The organism is Pseudomonas campi, from assembly GCF_013200955.2.
GTDB classification, from domain to species: Bacteria; Pseudomonadota; Gammaproteobacteria; order Pseudomonadales; family Pseudomonadaceae; genus Aquipseudomonas; species Aquipseudomonas campi.
On the sequence record NZ_CP053697.2, the window covers coordinates 2,673,142 to 2,691,797 of the forward strand.

General features: G+C 61.5%; 12 protein-coding genes. 2 read left to right on the forward strand and 10 right to left on the reverse strand.

Going from position 1 to position 18,656, the window contains the following annotated elements; genetic code table 11:
* Positions 1-6: 6 nt before the first annotated feature.
* Positions 7-936, forward strand: coding sequence for an alpha/beta fold hydrolase (locus tag HNE05_RS12455; protein WP_173207650.1), 930 nt, complete (start codon positions 7-9; stop codon positions 934-936).
* 202 nt (positions 937-1,138) lie between these two features.
* On the opposite strand, the gene HNE05_RS12460 is transcribed toward HNE05_RS12455, so the two are convergent.
* Positions 1,139-2,068, reverse strand: coding sequence for an electron transfer flavoprotein subunit alpha/FixB family protein (locus HNE05_RS12460; RefSeq protein ID WP_173207653.1), 930 nt, complete (start codon positions 2,066-2,068; stop codon positions 1,139-1,141).
* The gene (locus tag HNE05_RS12465; RefSeq protein ID WP_173207656.1) at positions 2,069-2,818 is read right to left on the reverse strand and encodes an electron transfer flavoprotein subunit beta/FixA family protein; all 750 of its coding nucleotides are present in this window, start codon (positions 2,816-2,818) and stop codon (positions 2,069-2,071) included.
* 324 nt (positions 2,819-3,142) lie between these two features.
* Here HNE05_RS12465 and HNE05_RS12470 point away from each other — a divergent pair, with 324 nt between their 5' ends.
* Positions 3,143-4,807 carry an electron transfer flavoprotein-ubiquinone oxidoreductase gene (locus HNE05_RS12470; RefSeq protein ID WP_173207659.1) on the forward strand — a complete coding sequence of 555 codons (1,665 nt, stop codon included), beginning with the start codon at positions 3,143-3,145 and terminating at the stop codon, positions 4,805-4,807.
* A 62-nt stretch (positions 4,808-4,869) separates the two neighbouring features.
* Here the strand turns inward: HNE05_RS12470 and HNE05_RS12475 are convergent, their stop codons facing one another.
* From HNE05_RS12475 to HNE05_RS12510, 8 genes are all read right to left on the reverse strand, one after another.
* A complete protein-coding gene (locus HNE05_RS12475; RefSeq protein ID WP_173207662.1) occupies positions 4,870-5,367 on the reverse strand; it encodes a VOC family protein in 498 nt (165 codons plus the stop codon).
* A gap of 147 nt (positions 5,368-5,514) precedes the next feature.
* Entirely contained in the window at positions 5,515-7,893 is a 2,379-nt protein-coding gene (locus tag HNE05_RS12480; protein WP_420826965.1) for an efflux RND transporter permease subunit, read from the reverse strand.
* A gap of 26 nt (positions 7,894-7,919) precedes the next feature.
* Positions 7,920-8,999, reverse strand: coding sequence for a WD40/YVTN/BNR-like repeat-containing protein (locus HNE05_RS12485; RefSeq protein WP_173207668.1), 1,080 nt, complete (start codon positions 8,997-8,999; stop codon positions 7,920-7,922).
* Positions 9,000-9,198: 199 nt separating this feature from the next.
* A complete protein-coding gene (locus tag HNE05_RS12490) occupies positions 9,199-10,557 on the reverse strand; it encodes a DUF1329 domain-containing protein (protein ID WP_173207670.1) in 1,359 nt (452 codons plus the stop codon).
* 652 nt (positions 10,558-11,209) lie between these two features.
* Complete coding sequence (locus HNE05_RS12495) at positions 11,210-12,580, reverse strand: DUF1329 domain-containing protein (protein WP_173207673.1); 1,371 nt, start codon at positions 12,578-12,580, stop codon at positions 11,210-11,212.
* 60 nt (positions 12,581-12,640) lie between these two features.
* Positions 12,641-14,578 (reverse strand): DUF1302 domain-containing protein, encoded by a 1,938-nt coding sequence (locus tag HNE05_RS12500; RefSeq protein ID WP_173207677.1) that lies wholly within the window; start codon positions 14,576-14,578, stop codon positions 12,641-12,643.
* 439 nt (positions 14,579-15,017) lie between these two features.
* A complete protein-coding gene (gene pepN / locus HNE05_RS12505) occupies positions 15,018-17,687 on the reverse strand; it encodes an aminopeptidase N (RefSeq protein WP_173207680.1) in 2,670 nt (889 codons plus the stop codon).
* A gap of 14 nt (positions 17,688-17,701) precedes the next feature.
* A complete protein-coding gene (locus tag HNE05_RS12510; protein WP_173207683.1) occupies positions 17,702-18,532 on the reverse strand; it encodes a DUF2797 domain-containing protein in 831 nt (276 codons plus the stop codon).
* Positions 18,533-18,656 lie beyond the last annotated feature (124 nt).

Consider the following 18,656-nt stretch of genomic DNA (forward strand, 5'->3'; position numbering starts at 1 on the left):
TTCGCCATGAAAAAACTCCTATTCGGTCTCATTTTACTGCTGGCCGCTGGCGCCGGGGCGCTTTACCTATCACCCAGCGCACTGATTGGCAGCGTGCAGCTGGTCGAACGCGGGCTGGCCGGTCTCTCGTCCAAACAAGTCCAGGTTGATAACGGGCAGATCACCTACTACGAGGGTGGCCCGGCAGATGGTGAGACCATCGTGATGATCCATGGTTTCGGCGCCAACCGCGACAACTGGCTGCGCTTCGCCCGTCACTTCACCGACCGCTATCACGTTATCGCCCTCGACCTGCCCGGCTTCGGTGAAAGCAGCAAGCAGGATGCCAACTATGACGTCGGCTCTCAGGCCGAGCGCCTGCAGGCCTTTCTCAAGGCCCTGCATATCGAGCAAGCCCACCTGATCGGCAACTCCATGGGCGGGCATATTGCTGCGCTCTACGCTGCGCGCCACCCTAAACAGGTTGTGACCCTGGCGCTGCTGGACAACGCCGGCGTGACCTCGCCGAAGCAAAGCGAGATGTTCGAACGCATCGAGCGCGGCGAACCCAACCCGCTGGTGGTACGCAAGGCCGAGGATTTCGAGACGCTGATGAATTTCGTCTTCGTCAGTCCACCGCCTCTGCCCGACTCGCTGAAGCGCCACTTCGCCGAGCAGTCCATGGCCAATCAGGAGCACTACGACCGAATCTTCGCGCAACTGCGTGAGCGCTATGTCCCGCTGGAGCCGGAACTACCGAAGATCTCAGCCCCAACCCTGCTGCTCTGGGGTGAGCAGGATCGTGTACTGGACGTGTCCAGCATCGAGGTGATGAAGCCCCTGCTGCGTCAACCCAGCGTGGTGATCATGAAGGATTGCGGCCATGCGCCAATGATCGAACGCCCCGAAGAAACGGCTGGGCACTATCAGGCCTTCCTCGAGAGCAAGCGCTACTAAGAGCCTGTTCACGATCTTCTGGATTAGAGTCAGACAAGGCAAAAATGGCCGAGGAAGCGGAGTTTACGATCTGTAAATGAGCATTCCGAGGCCATTTTTAACGCAGGATGGCCGACAGTCAGGAGATCGTGGACAGGTTCTAAGCGCAGGCAACAAAAAACCCGCTCATTGAGCGGGTTTTTTGTGGGAGCGGGAAGCTGGCTTACACCAGTTTTTCCAGTTCCGGTACGGCTTCGAACAGGTCAGCGACCAGGCCGTAGTCAGCCACCTGGAAGATCGGGGCTTCTTCGTCCTTGTTGATCGCGACGATCACTTTGGAGTCCTTCATGCCCGCCAGGTGCTGGATGGCACCGGAGATGCCGACCGCGATGTACAGCTGCGGTGCGACGATCTTGCCGGTCTGACCAACCTGCATGTCGTTCGGTACGAAACCGGCGTCGACCGCAGCGCGCGAGGCACCCACAGCAGCGCCCAGCTTGTCGGCCAGGGCGTACAGGTGCTTGAAGTTGTCACCGTTCTGCATGCCACGGCCGCCGGAAACGACGATCTTGGCAGCGGTCAGTTCCGGACGATCGGACTTGGCCAGTTCTTCGCCAACGAAGGCAGATTTGCCAGCGTCAGCCGCACCGCTCACTGCTTCAACAGCAGCGGAACCGTCTTCGGCGGCAACCGGGTCGAAACCGGTGGAACGCACGGTGATCACTTTCACGGCAGCCGAGGACTGCACGGTAGCGATGGCGTTACCGGCATAGATCGGACGCTTGAAGGTGTCAGCGCTTTCAACGGCGATGATCTCGGAGATCTGATCGACGTCCAGCTGGGCAGCAACGCGCGGCAGCACGTTCTTGCCGTTGCTGGTGGCAGCAGCCAGGATGTGGCTGTAGCCCTTGCCCAGTTCGGCAACCAGCGGCGCAACGTTTTCCGGCAGCTGATGCGCGTAGGCAGCGTTGTCGGCAACCAGAACCTTGGCTACGCCAGCGATCTTGGCGGCAGCTTCAGCAGCAGCGCCGCAAGCAGCGCCAGCAACCAGAACGTGGATGTCGCCACCGATTTTCGCGGCAGCGGCAACGGTGTTCAGCGTGGCAGGTGCCAGGGCAGCATTGGTGTGTTCAGCGATAACCAGGATAGTCATTTAGATTACCTTCGCCTCGTTCTTCAGTTTCTCGACCAGTTCAGCCACGGACTTGACCTTGATGCCAGCGCTGCGGGCAGCAGGCGCTTCGACTTTCAGGGTCTTGACGGTGGAAGCGGTGGAAACACCCAGGGCGTCCGGGGTAACCACGTCCAGCGGCTTCTTCTTGGCTTTCATGATGTTCGGCAGCGACGCGTAGCGCGGTTCGTTCAGGCGCAGGTCAGTAGTGACGATTGCCGGCAGATTCAGCGCAACGGTCTGCAGACCGCCGTCGATTTCGCGAGTCACATTGACCTTGTCACCAGCAACCTCGACTTTCGAAGCGAAGGTGCCTTGGCCGTAACCGGTCAGGGCGCCCAGCATCTGGCCGGTCTGGTTGTTGTCGCTGTCGATGGCCTGCTTGCCCATGATGACCAGCTGCGGCTGCTCTTTATCAACCACGGCTTTCAGCAGTTTGGCCACGGCCAGAGAGTTCAGCTCGTCGTTGGACTCGACCAGAATGGCACGGTCAGCACCCAGAGCCAGAGCGGTACGCAGCTGCTCCTGAGCGGTGTTCGGGCCGATGGTGACGACGACGATTTCGCTCGCAACACCCTTTTCTTTCAGGCGCACGGCTTCTTCCACTGCGATTTCGCAGAAGGGGTTCATCGACATCTTGACGTTGGCGAGGTCGACGCCGGAGTTGTCCGCTTTGACGCGAACTTTTACGTTGTAGTCGACCACTCGTTTGACAGCTACAAGAACCTTCATGGATTCCTCGTTACTCTCCGGTGAATAAGAATGTCGCCAAGTCGAGCCTGGCCGGTGATGCAGGTCGGCCGGAACCGACGATCAGCCCATACGGCGAACGCAAAACCGCCCGTATCTTGACCGCAACGCCTTTTTCGGTCAACACGAAAAACCGCCCTTCCATCCGCCGCCAAGCCTTGTCCGGCCGGGGTTTAACAAAATTCAAACAAACGTTTGTATTGGACGTGTCCGAGGCTGTAGATATAATGCCCACGCGCAGGCCAGAGAAAGCCTAGCCCCAAAGCAAAATCAATAACACCGAAGAGCCTTGAGTAGGAGATTTCTGTGGAACGCGAATTTATGGAATTCGACGTCGTCATCGTCGGTGCCGGCCCGTCCGGTCTGTCCGCCGCCTGCCGACTGAAGCAGAAGGCCGCCGACGCCGGCAAAGAGATCAGCGTCTGCGTGGTCGAGAAGGGTTCCGAAGTCGGCGCTCACATCCTCTCGGGCGCGGTGTTCGAGCCGCGCGCGCTGAACGAGCTGTTCCCCAACTGGCAGGAGCTCGGCGCCCCGCTGAACACGCCGGTCAAGCGCGACGACATCTACATGCTGAAAAGCGCCGAAGGCGCGATCAAAGTCCCCGATCTGTTCGTGCCGAAAACCATGCACAACGAGGGCAACTACATCATCTCCCTGGGCAACCTGTGTCGCTGGCTGGCCCAGCAGGCCGAAGCCCTGGGCGTCGAGATCTACCCGGGCTTCGCCGCCCAGGAAGCGCTGATCGACGAGAATGGCGTGGTGCGCGGCATCGTCACCGGTGACCTGGGTGTCGACCGCGAAGGCCATCCGAAGGAAGGCTACTACACCCCCGGCATGGAACTGCGTGGCAAGTACACCCTGTTCGCCGAAGGCTGCCGCGGCCATATCGGCAAGCAGCTGATCAAGAAATTCAACCTGGACAGCGAAGCCGACGCCCAGCACTACGGCATCGGCATCAAGGAAATCTGGGACATCGACCCGGCCAAGCACGAGCAGGGCCTGGTGGTGCACACCGCCGGTTGGCCGCTGGACGTGGTCGGCACCGAGAACACCGGTGGCTCCTTCCTCTATCACCTGGAAAACAACCAGGTGGTGGTCGGTCTGATCGTCGACCTGTCCTACGGCAACCCGTTCCTCTCGCCGTTCGACGAGTTCCAGCGCTACAAGCACCACCCGGTGATCAAGCAGTACCTGGAAGGCGGCAAGCGCGTGGCCTACGGCGCGCGCGCCATCTGCAAAGGCGGCCTGAACTCGCTGCCGAAGATGATCTTCCCGGGCGGCGCCCTGATCGGTTGCGATCTCGGCACCCTGAACTTCGCCAAGATCAAAGGCAGCCACACTGCCATGAAGTCCGGCATGCTGGCTGCCGAGGCGGTAGCCGACGTGCTGCTGGCCGACGGTCAGGGCGGCGACCTGCTCAATGGTTACGTCGATGGCTTCAAAGCCAGCTGGCTGTACGACGAGCTGTTCCGCAGCCGTAACTTTGGCCCGGCACTGCACAAGTTCGGCCCGCTGATCGGTGGTGGCATCAACTGGCTGGACCAGAACATCTTCGGTGGCAAGATCCCCTTCACCCTGCACGACACCAAGCCGGACTACGCCTGCCTGAAGCCCGCTGCAGAATCGAAGCGTATCGACTATCCGAAGCCGGACGGCAAGCTGAGCTTCGACAAACTGTCCTCGGTGTTCCTCTCCAACACCAACCACGAGGAAGAGCAGCCTTGCCACCTGAAACTGACCGACGCCAGCATTCCGCTGAGCAAGAACCTGCCGCTGTACGACGAACCGGCGCAGCGCTACTGCCCGGCTGGCGTGTACGAAATCGTCACTCAGGAAGACGGCGAGAAGAAGTTCCAGATCAACGCGCAGAACTGCGTGCACTGCAAGACCTGTGACATCAAGGACCCGGCCCAGAACATCAATTGGGTGGCTCCGGAAGGCACTGGCGGCCCGAACTACCCCAACATGTAATTCGAGCCGTAATGAAAGAGCCGCCGCAAGGCGGCTTTTTTATGCCCGCAGATCTTGCACGTTCAACCGGCAAAGGCCCGCTGCAGCTCCGCGATATCCAGCTTCTGCATCTGCAGCATGGTCTGCATGGCGCGCTGCGCGGCGGCTGCATCCGCCGCACAGAGCATCTGCGGCAATATCCGCGGCACGACTTGCCAGGCCAACCCATAGCTATCGCGCAGCCAGCCACACTGCTGCGCTTGCTTGGCCCCACCCGCTCCAAGCCGCTCCCAGTAGTGATCGACCTCCGCCTGGCTGTCGCACATGACCTGCAGCGAGATAGCTTCGCTGAAGGTGAATGCCGGACCACCATTGAGCGCGGTAAAACCCTGCCCCGCGAGCTCGAAGGCCACCGTCATGGCACTGCCCGCCGGCCGACCATGAAACTCGAAGCCCGCCTCACCATAGCGACTGACCTGGGTAATTCTCGAGTCAGGAAATATCCCGGTATAGAAAGCCGCGGCCTCCTCGGCCTGGCTGTCGAACCACAGACAAGGGGTGATCCGCTGAATATGCGCCATGACCTGCCTCCTGATTGCGCTGCGCCGCAACCGAAAATGGCTGCAACCACCAACTAGTCGGTTGCCTGCCCGGCCAATCGACAGGCCATTCAGTCAAGCAAAGAAAAAGGGCCCCCGAAGGAGCCCTTTGTCATTACGCGTCAACTATCAGTGGGCGAACAGCGAACCACCGACCTTGCCGGCCAGTTTCTCCGGCTTGATCAGGAAGCGCGCCAGGGCTGGCAGCAGCCACAGGGCACCGAACATGTTCCACAGCAGCATGAAGGTCAGCATCAGACCCATGTCGGCCTGGAACTTGATCGCCGAGAAGATCCAGGTCACCACACCGATGGCCAGGCACAGACCGGTGAACAGCACGGCCTTACCAGTAGACTTCAGGGTCTGGTAGTAGGCTTCCTGCAGGGTCATGCCGGCACGCAGGAAACTCTCCAGACGGCTGTAGATGTAGATGCCGTAGTCGACACCAATACCCACACCCAGCGCGATCACCGGCAGGGTCGCCACCTTCACGCCGATACCCAGCCAGGCCATCAGGGCGTTACCCAGGATGGAGGTGAGGATCAGCGGCAGGATGATGCACAGCATGGCGCCAAACGAGCGGAAGGTGATCAGACACATCACCGCCACGCAGATGTACACCAGCACCAGAATGATCAGCTCGGACTTGGCGATGACCTCGTTGGTCGCGGCCTCGATGCCGGCGTTACCTGCAGCCAGGAGGAATTCCAGGCCGTCCTTGTTGTGCTCCTTGGCGAACTCCTGGGCCACGCCCACGGCGCGCTTGAGGGTTTCCGCCTTGTGGTCGTTGAGGAACACCAGCACCGGCGCCAGCGAGCAATCGGCGTTGTACAGGCCATCGGCACGGGCGATGGAGTTGTTCAGGACGTCCGGGTTGCGCGACAGGGTTTCCCATTTCAGGTTGCCCTCGTTCATGCCCTTGATCACCTGCTTGGACACGCTGACCATGGAGATGGCCGACTGCACGCCCTCGGTGTTCTCCATACGCCACATCAGCTCATCCATCGGCGCCAGGGTGTCGTGGGTCGAGCAGCCTTCGTTCGGCGTCTTGACCATCACCACCAGTACGTCGGAACTGGTCGAATAGTTGCTGATGATGAAGTTGTTGTCCTGGTTGTAGCGCGAGTCCGGACGCAGTTCCGGCGCACCCTGATCGAGGTCACCGATCTGCAGGTTGGCCTTCTGGTACCAGAAGCCACCAATGCCCGCCGTCAGCGCGATGACGACCGAGATCGGCGCCACCACCGGATGGGCGAAGTTGGACAGCAGGCGCCAGAACGGATGCTCGCGGCAGGCGTCCTTCTTGCTGCGCTCGACCGCCTTCTTGCTGATACCGATGTAGGAAATCGCTACCGGCAGCAGGATCAGGTTGGTGAAGACGATCACGCCGACACCGATGGAAGCGCCAATGGCCAGCTCGCGGATCACCCCGATATCGATCACCAGCAGGGTGATGAAGCCGACGGCGTCCACCAGGATGGCAATCATCCCCGGCAGGAACAGCTGACGGAAAGTGCGGCGTGCGGCGGTCAGGGCGTTATCGGCATCACTCGACTGCAGGGCGATACCGTTGATCTTCTGCACGCCGTGGGAAATACCGATGGCGAAGATCAGGAACGGCACCAGCATCGAGTAGGGGTCGAGACCGAAGCCGACCAGATGCATCAGGCCCAGCTGCCAGATCACCGCGATCAGCGTGGTCGAGACCACCGAGATAGTGGAACGGATACACCAGCTGAACCAGTACAGCAGCACCAGGGTGATGACCAGGGCGATACCGAAGAACGCCACCACCATGATCAGACCATCGATCAGGTCACCGACCTTCTTGGCAAAGCCGACAATGTGGATCTGCACATTGGGGTTCTGCGCCTGGAACTTGGTGCGGATCTTGTCTTCCAGCTCGTGGGAGAACTGGCGATAGTCGAGCTTGAGCAGCTCGCTCTGGTTTTCCGGGTTCGGGTAGGACTCTAGCAGCGGCACATCGACGATGCTGGACTTGAAGTTGTTCGCCACCAGGCGACCGACCTGACCGGACTTGAGCACGTTGCCACGCAGCTCTTCCAGGCTCTGCGGCGAGCCGTCGTAGGTCTGCGGGATCACTTCACCGCCATCGAAGCCCTCTTCGGTCACTTCGGTCCAGCGCACGCTGGGACTCCACAGCGACTTCAAGCCGGAACGATCGACGCCCGAGATGTAGAACACCTCGTCATGGATCTGCTTGAGCGTCTCCATGTATTCCTTGCTGAAGATGTCACCGTCCTTGGCTTCCACGGAAATACGCACGGTATTACCGAGGTTGGCCAGGTCGTTGCGGTGTTCCATCATCTTCTGGATGAAGGGGTGATCCAGCGGAATCATCTTCTCGAAACTGGTCGAGGGACGAATCATCGAGGCCTGCCAGAGCAGAAGCGCGGTCACCAGCAGACAGAGGGTGATCACTATCGGCCGGTTGTTGAAAATCAGGCGTTCCAGAAAGGTTGCCTTGTCCTGGTGATGGTTACTCATCGTACTCATACCCTAAAAAGCCCGGCTTATTGTTGTTGGCCCGCAGTGGCGCCATTCTCTGTCGCGAGCAGCGCGCCACCTTGACCGACGAGGACCAAGTTGCCTGCCGCATCATCCGTCACGCCGGCCAGCGAGGCACGGTCGGAACGATTGACCACGGAGAAGCTGCGCCCGGAGTCCGTGCTCTTCAGCACGCTGCCACCATGCCCGACGATGACCACGGAGCCATCCTTGAGCAGGCTGCTGCCAGCCAGACCGAATTCCAGCACGCCGGAATCGGAGCGCAGCTGCAGGGCTTGCCAGGTGTTACCGAAGTCGACCGAGCGGAACAGATTGCCACGCAGGCCATAGACCAGCAGGGTGTTCGAGCTGGTCGTGCCTTGCGCGCCAAACAGCGAACCTTCATACGGGCCCGTCACGCGCTCCCAGGTCTGCCCCCAGTCGGCAGAGCGGAACATGCTGCCCTGCTCGCCCACCACGAACAGGCCGGCATCCTTGACGGCGGCAATGCCGTTCAGGTGATAGCCGTCTTCGTTGTCCAGGCGATCGCTGACATCGTTCCAGGTCTTGCCGGCATCGCTGGTTTCCAGCAACGCGCCATAGGCACCCACGGCATAGCCACGGTTCTCATCCTGGAACCAGATATCCAGCAACGGGGCTTCACGTTCGAGGTCTTCGTGCTGCAGGGTCCAGTTGGCACCACCGTCAGTGGTGGCGAGGATCTGCGCATCGTGACCGACGGCCCAGCCTTTCTTGTCATCGACAAAGAACACGCCGGTGAGCATCTGCCGCGACGGCACACGGGCCTGCACCCAGTTGCGTCCGGAGTCGTCGGAAAACAGGATATGGCCACGATCACCTACCGCCACCAGACGCTTGCCGGCATGGGCAATGTCCAGCAGCAGGCTGCTGACAGCCTTGGAGGATTCGATGGCGAATACCGCCGAAGCTTCCGCTGCGACGGCTTGCATGGGTGCAGTCAGCGCCAGGGCAGAGACGACACCGAGCAAAGACAAAGCCTTTGCCAGCGGAGATAGAAGACGGTTGGAAACCTGAACGGAGTGCAGGTTGCCGGAGCGGGTGGGCCGCAGAGCGGGCTCACGCATAAAACTTCCCCCTTTATTCTTATAGGTGGGTGCATGCCTTATTGGCAGACCCCGCATGCTATACGGCTTTGGAAAAATCTGACAATCGGCGTGACGTTATGTTTTGTTAAGCGGCCTGCCCCGCGCCTCTGCGCAGTTCTGCAGCTTATATGACAAAGGCCGCTACAACTGTAGCGGCCTTTTGCCTGCAACTGGACTTTTAACGTGTACCGAGACGCCGCAGCGTTGCTACCGAGAAGTGACTGGCTTGCGGCGTGGGCTGACTGAAGTCACTGGTGCCGCGCTCTTCGTTATCCAGGTTCTGCACGTAATAGCGCCCGGATTGCAGATCATGGAACACATCCAGCGCCGACCAGGTGGTCGGCAGCTCGTAGTAGTTCTTCAGATAGGCCAGCGAGACGCGCCACAGCTCGCCGCGGCTGTCGTACTGGTCGACGGCGGCGGCCTGCCAGCTGTCCTCGTCGAGGTACAGGGTGCGTTTGCCATACACATGGCGGGCGCCCGCCTTCAGTTTGCCCTCGACCACCCAAACCCGGTGCAGCTCATAACGGGTGTACTGCGGATTGAGATGACCCGGCTTGATCAGCTGCTCGTACTTCACCTGCGGGCTGGACAGCAGGTAGTTGTTGTAAGGAATGTAGATCTCGCGCTTGCCCAGCAACTGCCAGTCGTAGCGATCCGGCGAGCCGTTGAACATATCCTTGTCGTCTGCGGTCATCAGGTTGTCCGCGGTGCCCAGCGGGGTGTCATACGCCACGTTAGGCGCCCGCCGCACGCGCCGCTGGCCAGCGGCATAGGCCCAGGCCTGACGCGCCTGGGTGACCTGATCAAGGGTTTCGTGCACCAGCAGCGCACCGCCGGCCAGACGCGCCGGACTCTTGGTCTCCGCCATGTAGTAGAACAGCAGATTGTCCAGATCGGCCGCCGAACCACCTGGTTGGTAGTAGTTGAACAGCGCTTCCTGGCGCACGGTAACCAGGCCATAGCTGCCGTTGCGCTGCACGCTGGCATCCGAGGACTGGCGCACCGCATAGGTGCCGCGATAACGCGCGATATGATTCCACAGCGCTTCGACGCCACTCTGGGCAATCGGGAAGGGAATGCCGCCGTACGCGCCGGAGAAGCCGTTGCCGTCTTTCAGCAGGGTGGCTTCGCTGGCGTTCTTGCGCGTGTTGTCATACACCCACTGCGGTGCCGAGGCCGTGCGGCGGCTCGGGTAGACCGGAATCTGGAAGCTGTCCGGATAGGCCTTGAACAGGGCGATCTGGCCCGCGGTCAGGTTGCCCTTGTACTGCTCCAGATTGGCCTGGGTGATGGTGAACAGCGGTTTATCGTCCGCAAACGGATCGACATGGTGCTGCCCGGCCCCGGCGTAACCGGCCGGCGGCTGCGTAATGCCACCACTCCAGGCGGGGATGGTTCCTGCGGCATTCGCCGCCTTCTCGCCACCCAGCGGCGTCAAACTGACCCCCAGCTTGCCCGCTTCCTGCGGCGATACGGCCGCCATGGCATTCGACAGGCACACCAGCAAGCCTGCCGCGAAAATTCCTTTCAACATTCCGTTGCTCCCTTCGTTCAGGCCAGCTAAGCCAGCCGCATCTACACATCACCCCAGGCTGCGGCGGAAAACCCCATACGCTCCGGAAAACCTGCCGCGCTACCGGGCGCGCGCATGGTACAGGGCATTGCCGGTGATTACTCAGTGGCGAATTAGGGTCTGTTGCCGTTTCGTTCGCGAGCCGCGTTGCTGCGCAAAATCGCGCCAGGCTAGGCGTGGGACGCAGGCAATGGTCATTCCCTTAGCAAGTCCCGCAACGACGCATGGCGCGATTTTGCGCGCAACCCGCAGGGACGGGCCCGTTTTTGCGCGGAACGTCGTTACTCGACGGCTCATTTGGACGACCAAACCTCGCGTCTCGCGCCTAGCTCCGCGCAAAAACGGGCTCCGTCGCGGCCGTGAACGAAACGGCAACAGACCCTAGCAACCTGCCAGCTCGACCGCGGCGCAGTTAAGCAGATTGGCAGCGGCAAAAGCGCCGAGCAGCGCACGCGTGAAGACAGCGACTAGAAAGTCGGAAACAGGCCGAAAGGTCAGACGGAAAAAAGTCGACACGGTCGCAGACCGTGTCGCAAATGGCCGCTCGAGCGAGCGGCCGGAGTAGCACTGGTGCGCGGCGCAGGCTAGGCCTGCGCCGGGGTGCAGGAAAAACTCAGCGGGTACCGCGACGACGCAGGGCGGAAGGCGTGAACTGACTGTCCTCGGGGACTTTCTGGAAGAAATCGACGGTGCCCGGCTCCTCGCTGTCGAGGTTCTGCACGTGGTAACGGCGCCCCTGCAGGTCGTGGTAGGCCTCCATCGCCGACCAGGTAGTGGGCAGGTCGTAGTAGTTCTTCAGGTAGGCGATCGACACCCGCCACAGCTCATTGCGCCCGTCGTACTGGTCGACCACCGCGGCCTGCCAGCTGTCCTCGTCGAGGTACAGGGTGCGTTTCGAGTAGATGTGCCGCGCACCGGACTTCAGCGTGCCCTCGACCACCCAGACCCGGTGCAGCTCGTTGCGCGTCAGCGCCGGATTGACGTGACCGACCTGCAGCACGTCGCTGTATTTCACCTCCGGGCTGGAGATCTTGTAGTTGTTGTAGGGAATGTAGATTTCCTTCTTGCCCAGCAACTTCCAGTCATAGCGATCCGGCGCACCGTTGAACATGTCGGTGTCATCGGCGGTACGCAGCCCCTCGGAGGCGGCGATCGGCGTGTCGTAGGCCAGGTTCGGCGCACGCCGCACACGGCGCTGACCGGCGCTGTAGGCCCAGGCCTGGCGCTGTTCCTTGACCTGATCGAGGGTCTCGTGGACCAGCGCCGCACCACCGGCCAGGCGCGCCGGGCTCTTGGTGAAGGACAGGTAGTAGAACAGGATGTTGTTCAGGTCGGCGTAGGAACTTTTCGGGTCGTAGTAGCGGAACAGCGCCTCCTGTTCCGAAACCACCGGCGAATAGGCGCCATTGCGCTGCACCGCCACTTCCGCCGAGCGGCGCACGATATAGCTGCCGCGATAGCGCACGATATGGTTCCACAGCGCCTCGACGCCGCTCTGCGGAATCGGGAAGGGAATGCCACCGTAGGCATCGGCAAAACCGTTGCCGCCATCCAGCAGCTTGGCCGTGGCGGCATTCTTGATGCTGTTGTCGTACACCCACTGCGGCGCCGAGCCGGAACGCCGGGTCGGATAGATCGGCATCTGGAAGCTGTCCGGATAGCTGTTGAACAGGGCGATCTGCCCTGCCGTCAGCTGATCCTTGTACTGCTCCAGATTGGCCTTGGTGATGGTGAACAGCGGCTGATCATCCGGGAACGGATCGACATGGTGCTTGCCCTTGCCCGCATAGCCAGCCGGGGCCTGGGTTATGCCACCGGTCCATTCGGGAATGGTGCCGGCGGCGTTGCCGGCCTTCTCTGCCCCGAAGGGCGTCAGGCTGGAACCCAGCTTGGCAATATCCTGCGGCGCGACTGCAGCCAGCGCCCCGCCTGCATACAGGGCCAGGGCCACCGCCGCGCCGATCAGCGAGCGTGTCTTCAACATTTCAATTCTCCGTTAGCGTGCCAGCGGCCAGGCCGGTAGAGCCTGACCGCCGCAAAGGGGTTAGAAGGAATACTTGACGTTGATCCCGACGTTGTCGCGGTCACGCCCACTGTTGTTCTGCCCGCCGCCGTAGAACTCGGTGTACTGCAGTTCCGCTTCCAGGCTGTTGAGGTAACTGGCGCTCACGCCGACCGTGTAGGCCATGGCCCCTTCGACGAAGTTGCCGGTCTGGTGCGAGTTGCCCTGGAAGTTGTGCTTGAACACGGCGAAGGGTGACAGGTTGACCCCGGCATAGACGTCGTTCCAGGTGCCGTACAGGGCCATGGTGTAGCCATAGGCATCTCGGCTGATCTGATCGCCGTCGGCGTAACCGGACACGTAGGCACCATTGGGCCGCCCGGCGAAACCGCGCTGGGAGCCGTCATAGGCGGTGTAGCTCAGGCTGCTGGCACGGACATGCTCGGAGGCCAGCTCGGCCACGCCGAACAGCGAGTCGAAGCTGAGCCCCGCGCCGAAGTTGTAGATGGTGCCCAGCGAAGCGTTGTAGGCCTCGACCCGCTCGTAGTTATGGAAGACCGGGCTGCGGCACAGCTGCTTGCCGGAGATGGCGGCACAGGCCTGGTCATCCGGCACGCTGGCATCATAGATATCGGTTGCAACCGGGGTGATGCCAAACCCCTGCACCAGCAGATCACCCAGCAGGTCGTTGGTGGCACTGATGCCGACCGGCAGGTTGGGTCGATAAGCCAGCTCACCAAACACCGACGCTTCGCCGATGGTGGTATTGAAGCTGAAGCCGTAGACGCGGATATCTTCCACGTATTCGCGGCGGGCGATGGCATTGCTGGCCGCGTCGAGGGTGGCGACCGCCGGGGCGAAAGGTCCCTGTGCGGAACCCAGGGCAGCCATGTCGACGCCCTGATAGCGGCCCATGTCCACCGCGATCTGCGGCTCCTTGGAGTGGTAATTGATGTAGTACAGACCGAACTCGGTGAGGTTCAGCTCCTCGGCCACATAGCGCAGGGCGAAACCGTACTGGCCGTCATTCTTGGCGTTGATGTCGCCGCCGACATTAGCCACTTTGAACGTACTGGTATTTGGATCCAGATAGGCATTCGGCCCGAATGGTCCGTTGCCCACCAGGCCGGAAGCGGTCTCTGCCTGGTAAGCGGACATCACCGTACCGACCAGCGGGTTCTCATACACGGTGTAGGCGGTGTTGCCGCCCGCGGCGAACAGATCGGTCTCGGAGAAGTAGGTGCCGACCGGGTCGATCGCACTCTCCTTCCAGTTCCACTGGTAGAAGGATTCCAGGGACAGGTTGTCGGTCAGGCCGATGTTGAAGTTGAAGGCCTCGACCGGCACCAGCACTTCTTTCAGCTCCGCCCCCGGCAGGCGGAACTTGGCCGCATCCACCGGGTTGGTGGTGTTGATCCCGCCGCGATAGAAGATGCCCTCGCCCCAGTTGAACACCTGGCTGCCGACCTTGACGGTCAGTGGCATATCACCCACATCCCAGTTGCCATACACATAGGCATCGAGAATCTGCGCATCGCGCCCGGCCTTGTGCCGGGTCTCGTCGGTGAAGTGGTTGTTGTTCGGGTAACCCTGGCTGGGCCGGTAGTCGTCGTTGTCGTTGCGCTTGTCCATGATCTGCGTGTCATAGAACGCCGTGCCACGCACAAACAGACCGTAGTTCTGGTAGTTGGCTTCCAGCTCGGAGGTGATCTTGAACACCTCGGAAACCAGGCCGGTATCGAAGTTGCGGTTACCGTCGTTGCCGTTGGTGTCGTCGTTGCTCTTGTCCTGGCCTTGCACCCGGTACAGCTGACCATAGGACAGCGTGGTGTCCAGCGAACCGGTGACTTGGTCGTCGGCAACACTGAATTCGACGGCCTGCGCCGGCACTGCCAACAGCAAGGGTAAGAGTCCCGCCAGGGCAAAACCCGCACTGGCGGGCGCCAGGCTCAGTGAAGATTTGCGCAAAGGCATATCCATCTTCGGCTCCAATGGTGTGTTGTTCTTGTTATGGGCAGATGACGCCTGCAGCTGGCGCGCGATAAGCGCTGTGCGTGCAGACAAGCGGCATAGCCAATACAAGATCGATACCAGAAGCGCCGAGACCCTCGGTGTTTTTTCCGGCCATGGCGAAGGCTGCAGAAACCCCGAAAAAGCCGATCAAAAAATGATCACAACGAAAAAATCAGACGCCTTTGTCCCGATTCGCCCGTGCGTTTGGCGCAATCGAACCTTGAGTAATCGAGGGCTTTTTAAGGCGAAGGAAAGCCAGTAAAACCGGGCTTCAGAGGGGATAAAACTGATCAGGCGGAAAGGAAACAGAGTGGCGCCAAGCGGTAACAAATAACGCTACCAAGCAAGCGCTAGGTAACACTCTTTGCGCCCCTTCCCTGCTGGCAGGAAAGGGGCGCAAAAAGCATCAGGCGAGGCTCTTGCTGACCACCTCGAAGACATCACTGGACAGCTCGCCAGAAACCAGGATGCGCTCCAGTTCAGCCTTCATCAGCGCCTGGCGCGAGGCGTCGTACTTGCGCCAGCGCGTCAGCGGACCCAGCTGACGCGAAGCGATCTGCGGGTTCGAGGCGTTCAGGCTGATCACCTGGTCGGCGAGGAAGCGATAACCGCTGCCGTCGGCCGCATGGAAGTTGATCAGGTTCTGCCCGGCGAAGGCACCGATCAGCGCACGCACCTTGTTCGGGTTCTTCATGGTGAAGGCCGGGTGCTGCATCAGCGCCTGCACCCGCACCAGGCCACCCGGCAAGGTACTGGCGGCCTGCACGCTGAACCACTGGTCCATGACCAGGGCGTTGTCCTTGAAGTGCTCGGCGAAGCTCTGCAGCGCCGCGTCGCGCTCACTGGTGAATGGCGAGTTGACCAGCACGGCCAGGGCAGCAAGGCGCTCGGTCATGTTGTCGCAGACTTCGAACTGCTCCAGGCAGGCCGCCAGCACTTCGGCCTTACCGGTCAGCATCAGGTAGGACAGGGCAATGTTCTGCAGGCTGCGGCGGGCGAAATGGCTCGACTCGGCGACATAGGCCGTGCTGCGCGACAGCTCGCGGTTGACCTGGTAGCGCGCCCACAGCGGCTCGAACAGTGCAGTGGCCAGCGCGCTGCGAGCAAACTCGCGGGCGGCGTGGATGGCGTCGACATCGGCCACTTCGCTGATTTCGGTGAGGTAGCCCTCACCCGGCAGCGAGAGCATTTCGGCGACCATGGCCTGATCCAGGCTGGCGTTCTCCAGCACGCTGCGCAGCGCACTGACCAGGCGCTGATCGAGCACCAGCGCCTCGCCACGCTGATGCTGGCCGATCAGCTCCTGCAGCACCTGCACGGACAGCTGCTGGCCGGCTTCCCAGCGATTGAAACCGTCGCTGTCGTGCTGCATGAGGAACATCAGCTGGTCGCGGCTGTAGGGGAAGCTCAGTTTGACCGGCGCGCTGAAGCCGCGCAGCAGCGATGGCAACGGCTTCGCTTCGAGATTGAGGAAGGTGAAGGCTTGCTCGGCTTGGGTCACCTGCAGCACGCGGGAACGGCCGACCGGCTTGTCTTCACCGACCAGCTGCAACGGCAGCTCGCGGCCCTCGGCATCCAGCAGCGCCAGCTCGACCGGAATCACGAACGGCAGCTTCTCGGCTTGCCCCGGCGTGGCCGGGCAGCTCTGGCGGAATTGCAGGCGGTAAGTGTTGGCCGCCGCATCGTAGCTTTCGCTGACCTCCAGGCGCGGCGTGCCGGCCTGGGTGTACCAGCGCTTGAACTGGCTCAGGTCGACGCCGCTGGCGTCTTCCATGGCCTGGACGAAATCATCGCAGGTCACCGCCTGGCCGTCGTGACGCTCGAAGTACAGGTCCGAACCCTTGCGGAAGGTCTCCGCGCCCAGCAGGGTGTGGATCATGCGCAGCACTTCGGAACCCTTCTCGTAGATGGTCAGGGTGTAGAAGTTGGAGATTTCCATGTACGCATCCGGGCGCACCGGGTGGGCCATGGGGCCAGCGTCCTCGGCGAACTGGTGGGTGCGCAGGTAAGCCACGTCCTCGATGCGTTTGACCGTGCGCGAGTTCATGTCGGCGCTGAACTCGCTGTCGCGGAACACGGTGAAGCCTTCCTTGAGCGACAGCTGGAACCAGTCGCGGCAGGTCACCCGATTGCCCGACCAGTTGTGGAAGTATTCGTGGGCCACCACGGCCTCGACGCGCTGGTGGGCGGCATCGGTCGCGGTCTCGGCGCGGGCCAGTACGCAGCTGGAATTGAAGATGTTGAGGCCCTTGTTCTCCATGGCGCCCATGTTGAAGTCGTTGACCGCGACGATCATGAAGATGTCCAGGTCGTATTCGCGCCCGTACACCTGCTCGTCCCACGTCATCGACTTCTTCAGGCTGTCCATGGCGTGCTGCACCTTGTCGATGTTCTCCGGCTCGACATAGATGCGCAGGGTCACTTCGCGGGCACTCATGGTGGTGAAGCGGTCTTCCACGCACCAGAGGTCGCCGGCAACCAGGGCGAACAGGTAGGCCGGTTTCATGAACGGGTCTTCCCAGGTCGCCCAATGGCGGCCGTCGCCTTCGCTGCCGGTGGCAATCGGGTTGCCGTTGGAGAGCAGCACTGGGTAGCTGTGCTGCTCGGCACTGACGGTCGTGGTGAACTTGCTCATCACGTCCGGGCGGTCGAGGTAATAGGTGATCTTGCGAAAGCCCTCGGCCTCACACTGGGTGCAAAACATGCCACTGGACTTGTAGAGGCCTTCCAGCGCGGTGTTGCTTTCCGGGTGGATGCGCACGCTGCTGTCGATGACGAAGCGTTCCTGGGTCGGCTGCAGGGTCAGGTGGCTGTCGTCCAGCTGGTAGTCGGCGACCGTCAGCTCGCGGTCGTCCAGGGCCAGGTTCAGCAGTTCCAGCTGCTGACCATCCAGCACCAGCGGCGGCAGCCCCCCCGTGGAATCAGCCGCGCAAGCCGGGTTGCGGCGCATCACCAGTTGGGCATGCACCAGGGTGTGATCCTCGTACAGCTCGAAAGTCAGGTGGGTCTCGTCGATCAGGTAGTCGGGGGCCTGATAGTCCTCTAGGTAGATCATTTTCGGCTGTTCGGTACGCATCGGCTTGTGGCCTCTTATTCGGTGAGTACGGCGACCTGGTAGGCCGTGTATTTGCGCAGGTTGATCACGCCCGTGTCGAGAATCAGGTACTGGCCCTTGATGCCCTTGAGGATACCCTCCACCACCGGGGTCTTTTCCAGATCATGGCTGGCGACTTTGCTCGGATAGGCATCGACCGGGTAGCGAATTTCCAGCACCTCGACATCGCTGACCGGCTGAATCGCCTGCAGGCCGAAGCGCTGCTGCAGGGCAGCGATACCTTCGGCACAACTACTCATGAGCTGCTCGCGCACGCCGGCGAGGTCGACCGGCACCGCATCGCCCTTGAGCAAGGCGCGCCAGTTGGTCTTGTCCGCCACCTGGGTGCGCAGCAGGTCTTCGACGAAACCGGACTGCTGGCGGGTGGCCACGCGGAAGATCGGCAGCGCCTGGCTGGCGCCCTGGTCCAGCCAGCGCGTGGGCAGCTGACTGGCACGGGTGATGCCGACCTTGATCCCCGAGGAGTTGGCCAGGTAGACCACATGGTCGGTCATGCAGAACTGCTCGCCCCAGCTCGGCTCGCGGCAGGTGCCGGCGTCGTAGTGGCAGCGCTCGGGGCTCATGATGCAGCTGTCGCACTGCGCCAGCTTGGTGAAACAGGGATAGCAGTAGCCCTGGGCAAAGCTCTTCTTGGTCTTGCGCCCGCAGTGGCTGCAGTGGATCGCGCCGAGGAACTCCAGGCGGATGCGCTTGCCCAGCAACGGGTTGACCGGCACTTCCTGCTCGTCCAGGCGGAACGCGTATTGCGCCGTCTCGCCCAAGCGTATGGTCATCTTGCTCAGTGCGCCGCGGCCTAGCTCGTTCATCAAATTCTCCAGAGACTGTTCAAGGCCGTAGCGAGCGCAACGCAGGCAAGGCGAAAACAGGTGAGGAAGCGCAGTTTACGAGCGGTAAATGAGCATTCCGAACCTGTTTTCAACGCAGCATGCG